General features: G+C 67.1%; 6 protein-coding genes and 1 pseudogene. 5 read left to right on the top strand and 2 right to left on the bottom strand.

Annotated elements, in window-relative coordinates; genetic code table 11:
• The 4 genes from H926_RS0105745 to H926_RS0105730 all read left to right on the top strand — a co-directional run.
• A partial coding sequence (locus H926_RS0105745) for a Smr/MutS family protein (protein ID WP_022675461.1) occupies positions 1 to 261 on the top strand: 261 nt, incomplete at its 5' end.
• A 392-nt stretch (positions 262 to 653) separates the two neighbouring features.
• The gene (locus tag H926_RS25855) at positions 654 to 1139 is read left to right on the top strand and encodes a thermonuclease family protein (RefSeq protein ID WP_022675460.1); all 486 of its coding nucleotides are present in this window, start codon (positions 654 to 656) and stop codon (positions 1137 to 1139) included.
• A 71-nt stretch (positions 1140 to 1210) separates the two neighbouring features.
• On the top strand, positions 1211 to 3007 hold the full coding sequence (locus H926_RS0105735) for a bifunctional UDP-sugar hydrolase/5'-nucleotidase (protein ID WP_237740982.1): 1797 nt from the start codon (positions 1211 to 1213) through the stop codon (positions 3005 to 3007).
• A gap of 71 nt (positions 3008 to 3078) precedes the next feature.
• Entirely contained in the window at positions 3079 to 3489 is a 411-nt protein-coding gene (locus tag H926_RS0105730; RefSeq protein ID WP_022675458.1) for a DUF983 domain-containing protein, read from the top strand.
• Here H926_RS0105730 and H926_RS25850 read toward each other — a convergent pair.
• Positions 3486 to 3806: a hypothetical protein gene (locus tag H926_RS25850; RefSeq protein ID WP_022675457.1), complete on the bottom strand. Its 321-nt coding sequence runs from the start codon at positions 3804 to 3806 to the stop codon at positions 3486 to 3488. The genes H926_RS0105730 and H926_RS25850 overlap by 4 nt on opposite strands.
• 119 nt (positions 3807 to 3925) lie before the next feature.
• The gene (locus tag H926_RS0105720) at positions 3926 to 4609 is read right to left on the bottom strand and encodes a glutathione S-transferase family protein (protein ID WP_022675456.1); all 684 of its coding nucleotides are present in this window, start codon (positions 4607 to 4609) and stop codon (positions 3926 to 3928) included.
• A gap of 106 nt (positions 4610 to 4715) precedes the next feature.
• On the opposite strand from H926_RS0105720, the pseudogene H926_RS25845 reads away from it, so the two are divergent.
• Positions 4716 to 4914, top strand: a pseudogene (locus H926_RS25845) (universal stress protein); the annotation flags it as partial.

Genomic DNA, 4914 nt, shown 5'->3' with positions numbered 1-4914 from the left:
GACCTGGCGCACGGCCGCCTGCTCGCCAGCCTGGCCCAGGCCCTGGCCATCGGCGCGCGGGTCATCCTGCTGGTGACCGGCAAGCCACGCCCCCATGGCGATCATGACCTGCGCGGTGAACGGCGCGGGGCGATTCGCGCCAAGTTGCTCGATTGGCTGGCGGCCAGCCCCTATGCCGATCGCATCGCCGCGGTGCGCCCGGCCCAGCCCCGTCACGGTGGCGCCGGCGCCGTCTATATCGTGCTGCGCCGCCCGCGCTGATCGCGGCAAGCCTACGCACTCGTCCTAAGCGCGGGTGCGAATTGCCGCCGCGTCTGCTGCAAGGGACAACCATAAGGCTCCGCGCGTTCCCCAAGCGCACCCCATTGCCCGTCGCCAACGGACGCGCGGAGTACCTTTTCCCACATCGCCGCCATCGCAGCGCCAGCTGAGCCGCGCAGCGCAACCCGTCCGCACCAATTGTGCGGCTGGCCAAGAGCGCGCAGGGCGCAGGGCGCAGCCTCAACATTCTTCCATTTTGGAGCAATTGTGTTAACGCGGTCTGGCGCCCTGCTGCGGCGCACAAATCAAGGCTCCGTAACTTCGCTAAGCACTCGTACTTTAAGTAGTATTTGCGCTTCGTTACGGCACAACAAACGGGTCATGCTCCCCCCATGAAACACCCTCCCGCACGCCGTGCCACCGCCCTTTCCGCCATTCTGGTCCTGCTCGGCGGCGGTCCACTGGCCCTGGCCTCGCCCACGCCCTTTGCCATGCCGCCTGAAGCGGCGATGCCCCGCGTGGACGAAGAGGCCGGCCATTTTGCCGCCTGCGGCAGCGACCGCCGGGTAACCTGCGTCGTCGATGGCGACACGTTCTGGTATCAGGGCACCAAGATCCGCATTGCCGATATCAACGCCCCGGAAATCAGCCACCCCGGCTGCGCTGAAGAAGCGGACCTGGGCGCAAAGGCTACCGAGCGGCTGACACAACTGCTCAACGCTGGTCATTTCTCGCTGGTCACCCAGGGCCGCCCGGTCGATCGCTATGGCCGCGCGCTGCGCGTGGTGGTGCGCAAGGGGCAAAGCCTGGGTGCCCGGCTCGAGGCAGAGGGCCTGGCCGAACACTGGCAGGGCCGGCGAGGAAATTGGTGCAGGTGAAACCAGGCGCCTTCCCGTTGTAATGGCAAGCGGCTATGGGCGGGCATCTCCCGTTGCTGAAAGCCGCCGCCTTGACCAAGCCGCTTTTCCCTTTGTTTCCGCGCATTACCCTGCGTGGCGCGATCCTCTCCTCGTTCCTGGCCCTAGCGGCCTGTGCTGGCCAGCCAACACGCGTGGTGCAGGCTCCGGCCGCTGCGCCCGCCCCGCACCTGGTCACCGTCGGCATTGCCGCGTTCAACGATTTTCACGGCCAGCTCGAACCGCCCCACCAATCGGTGCTGGTGCCCGATGACCATGGCGGCACCGCCCAGGTTCCCGCCGGCGGCGCGGCGTGGCTGGCCAGCGCGGTCGACAGCGTGCGCAATCGCTATCCCAACCATCTCACGCTGTCGGCCGGTGACATGATCAGCGCCAGCCAGGTGGCGTCATCGCTCTATCTCGACGAGCCGTCGATCGGGGTGATGAATCGCATCGGCGTGGATTTCAACGCCGTCGGCAACCACGAATTCGACCGCGGCCGCGATGAACTGCTGCGCATGCAGAATGGCGGCTGCACCCAGTTCACCGCGCACAAGCCGTGCCAGCTCGAACGCTTTCCCGGCGCCAGCTTCCGCTATCTCGCCGCCAGCACGGTGGACAAGGATGGGCACACCCTGTTCCCCGCCACCGGCCTCAAGACGTTTGGCAGCGGCGTAGACAAGGTGACCGTGGGCGTGATCGGCCTGACCACGCGCACCACCCCCACGCTGGTCAATCCCGCCGGTATCGCCGGGCTGACGTTCGAAGACGAAGCCGCCACGATCAATGCCCAGGTGCCCCGGCTCAAGGCCGCCGGCGCCGATGCCATCGTCGTGCTGATCCACGAAGGCGGCAAGCAGCAGGGCAGCCCCGATCCGCAGGGCTGCAACGGCATGTCGGGCGCGATCCTCGATATCATCAAGCGGCTGAACCCGGGCGTGGACCTTGTCATTTCGGGCCACACCCATGCCGCCTATATCTGCCAGATGCCGGCGCCCGGCGCCGCGCATCCGCTGCTGCTGACCAGCGCGGGCCTCTATGGCGAAATGGTCACCGACATTGCCCTGCAGATCGATCCTGCCAAGCACACGGTCACGGCGGCCCAGGCGCACAACGTCATTGTCCAGTCCGATCCCTATCAGTCCGCCACGCGGCTGGTCGGCCACGATGATCGCTTCCCGGTCTTTGCCCCGCGCCCTGATGTCGCCGGTTATGTCCAGCGCTATGTCGACGCGGCCAAAGTCTATGCCGCCAAGCCGGTTGGCCACTTGTCCGGCCCGGCGCAGCGCGGCGAGAACGGCGCGGTGACCACCGGGGGCACGCTGGGCAATCTCATCGCGGATTCGCAGCTGGCGGCAACGCGGGGTGCGGGTGCGCAACTCGCCCTGATGAACCCCTTCGGCATCCGCACCAGCCTGGTGCCCGCCGCCGATGGCACGGTGACGTTCGGCGATATCTACCGCGTCCAGCCCTTCGGCAACACGCTCGTCACCGAAACGCTCACCGGTGCGCAGCTCAAGGCCGTGCTGGAGCAGGGCCTGGATGAACAAGGGCCCAAGCAGGGCCTGGCGGTATCGGCCAACGTGCGCTTTGCCATCGACCTGGCCCGCCCCGTCGGCGCGCGCGTGGTGGGCCTGACGGTCAACGGCAAGCCGGTCGCGCCTGCCGCCACCTACCGCGTAACGGTCAACAACTTCCTCGCGCTGGGCGGCGATACCTTCACCGACCTGGCCGACAAGCCCGACGCGGTAACCGGCATGACCGATCTTGACGCCCTGCAGGCGTGGATCGCCGCCGTCCCGGTGCGCCAGGTGCCGTCAGAGGATCGCGTCACTCTGGTTGCACACTGATTACCTGCCCACTCACTGGTTGCAGCGCCGTCGCCACAGTCCTAGGCATCAAGCCAAGGGAGACACGGGCGATGGCGCTGCTGGATAATCCGAAATTCCGCTGGATCTTGCGTTGCGGGTGGAAAGGGCTGTGCCCGCGCTGCGGCAAGGCCAGCATGTTCGATGGCTGGCTCAAGCTGGCACAGCGCTGCCCGGCCTGCGACCTAGACCTCAGCTTTGCCCGGGCAGACGATGGGCCGGCGTTCTTCGCCCTGTGCCTCACCGCCTTTCCGCTCACGTTCTTCGCCGTCTGGCTGGAAGTGGCCTATAGCCCGCCCTGGTGGGTTCACCTGCTCACCTCGGTGCCGATCCTGGCCATCGGCTGCCTCGGCTCGCTGCGCCCGTTCAAGGGCTGGCTCGTTGCCTCACAATACGTGAACAAGGCCACCGAGGCCGGCACCGAGGGCCTGTGGGCGCGCATGGAAAAGCGCGAAGAGCCCTAAGCGCCTGGGCGTTGCGCCGGCTGGCTCGGCCGGCTGGCGCTGGCCTTTGCATCGGGCACGCGACACGCCGTGCAGCGCCGCCAGCACACCAGCCCGGGCATCATGTCACGCGGCGCCTTGCCCGGTTCGGGATAGAGCCCGGCCATGATCTCGGGCGCAATGCCCTCGGGCGCAGCGCGGTTGTGGCACATCAGGCAATTGCGCCGAAAGCGCTCACGCGTCAGCCCGGAATGGTCTTCTGCCACCTGTGCTGTCGATGGCGCCGGTGCGGCTTGCTGTGCCCTCGCCACGCCGCCCGCCAGAACCAGAGCCACCATACCCGCGCCAAGCCACCATCGCCGCCGCATCATCGCCCCCTTCACCCGGCCCCCACGCCGTTCACGTTGGCGATCCTTTCATCACAGGCCTGGGCGATCAAGAACTGCGTGTCGCAGGCTCAGCCCTGGCGATAATCCGCCAGGATCACGCCGGCCTGCGCCAGTTCGGCCTCGTGGCTTTCCTCGCGCCAGGTTTCGGCCAGGGCCTGCCGTTCCCAATCCAGCATCGCCGGGTGGACCAGGATATGGTCCACCCAGGCCTGCCCGCGCCCCACGTCAAGGCCATAGGTGCGGATGCGGAACGCCACGGGGGCAAAGAACGCGTCCATCGCGCTGAACGCCGCCCCGGCCAGCCACGGGCCGCCGAAACGATCGAGTCCTTCCTCGAACAATGCGCGCACGCGGGCCACGTCGCGCACCAGTTCGGCGCGCATCGGCACCGGGCGCACCCGCACACCCACGTTCATCGTGCAATCGTTGCGCAAGGCGGCAAAGCCGCCGTGCATTTCGCAGACCGCGCTTTGCGCAAAGGCGCGCGCGGCTCCCGCCTCGGGCCAGACACCGCCATGGCGATCGGCAAGATAGAGCGCGATGCCCAGCGAATCCCACACCGTGGTGTCCCCATCGATCAGCACCGGCACCTGCCCAGTGGGCGAAAAAGCGCGAAATTCCTCGTAGTTCACCGGCTTGGCAAACGGCTCGATCCGGTCGGCAAACGCCACGCCCAGCGCCTTCATCAGCAGCCAGGGCCGCAACGACCAGCTGGAATAGTTTCGGTTGGCGGTGATCAGGGTATAGGTCATGGCCGGCGCCCCTTTTCGCAGGAAATCCACGCCGGTTGATTCAGGTCATGGCGCTGCGGCTTCCCGGTGCCACACTGCGGGCATTGTTGGAAGAAGGAGGATCCCCATGCGCTCCATTCTCTGCCCGGTCGACGGCGCCAAGACGCTCGATGACCGCCTCGAAACCGCTCTGGCCCTGGCCCGCGTCACCAACGGCCATGTCTGCGTACAGATCGCCAGCCCCTTTGCCGAAATGGCAGTGTGGGAGCCGTTCGGCGGCGCGGCGCTCACAGCCGAAGTGATCGCTGAGAACACCGGGAATAAAA

Origin of the sequence: Novosphingobium sp. B-7 (assembly GCF_000410615.1) — a bacterium.
In the GTDB taxonomy this organism is placed as follows: Bacteria; Pseudomonadota; Alphaproteobacteria; order Sphingomonadales; family Sphingomonadaceae; genus Novosphingobium; species Novosphingobium capsulatum.
The sequence above is the reverse complement of the archived record's forward strand: the minus strand, read 5'-3'. Positions and strand labels throughout refer to the sequence as shown.

Bases quoted from the DNA above. Each gene is read 5' to 3' on its own strand.
- H926_RS0105730 (WP_022675458.1), top strand. From the start codon at position 3,079: ATGGCGCTGCTGGATAATCCGAAATTCCGCTGGATCTTGCGTTGCGGG.
- H926_RS25855 (WP_022675460.1), top strand. From the start codon at position 654: ATGAAACACCCTCCCGCACGCCGTGCCACCGCCCTTTCCGCCATTCTG.
- H926_RS0105720 (WP_022675456.1), bottom strand. From the start codon at position 4,609: ATGACCTATACCCTGATCACCGCCAACCGAAACTATTCCAGCTGGTCG.
- H926_RS25850 (WP_022675457.1), bottom strand. From the start codon at position 3,806: ATGGTGGCTCTGGTTCTGGCGGGCGGCGTGGCGAGGGCACAGCAAGCC.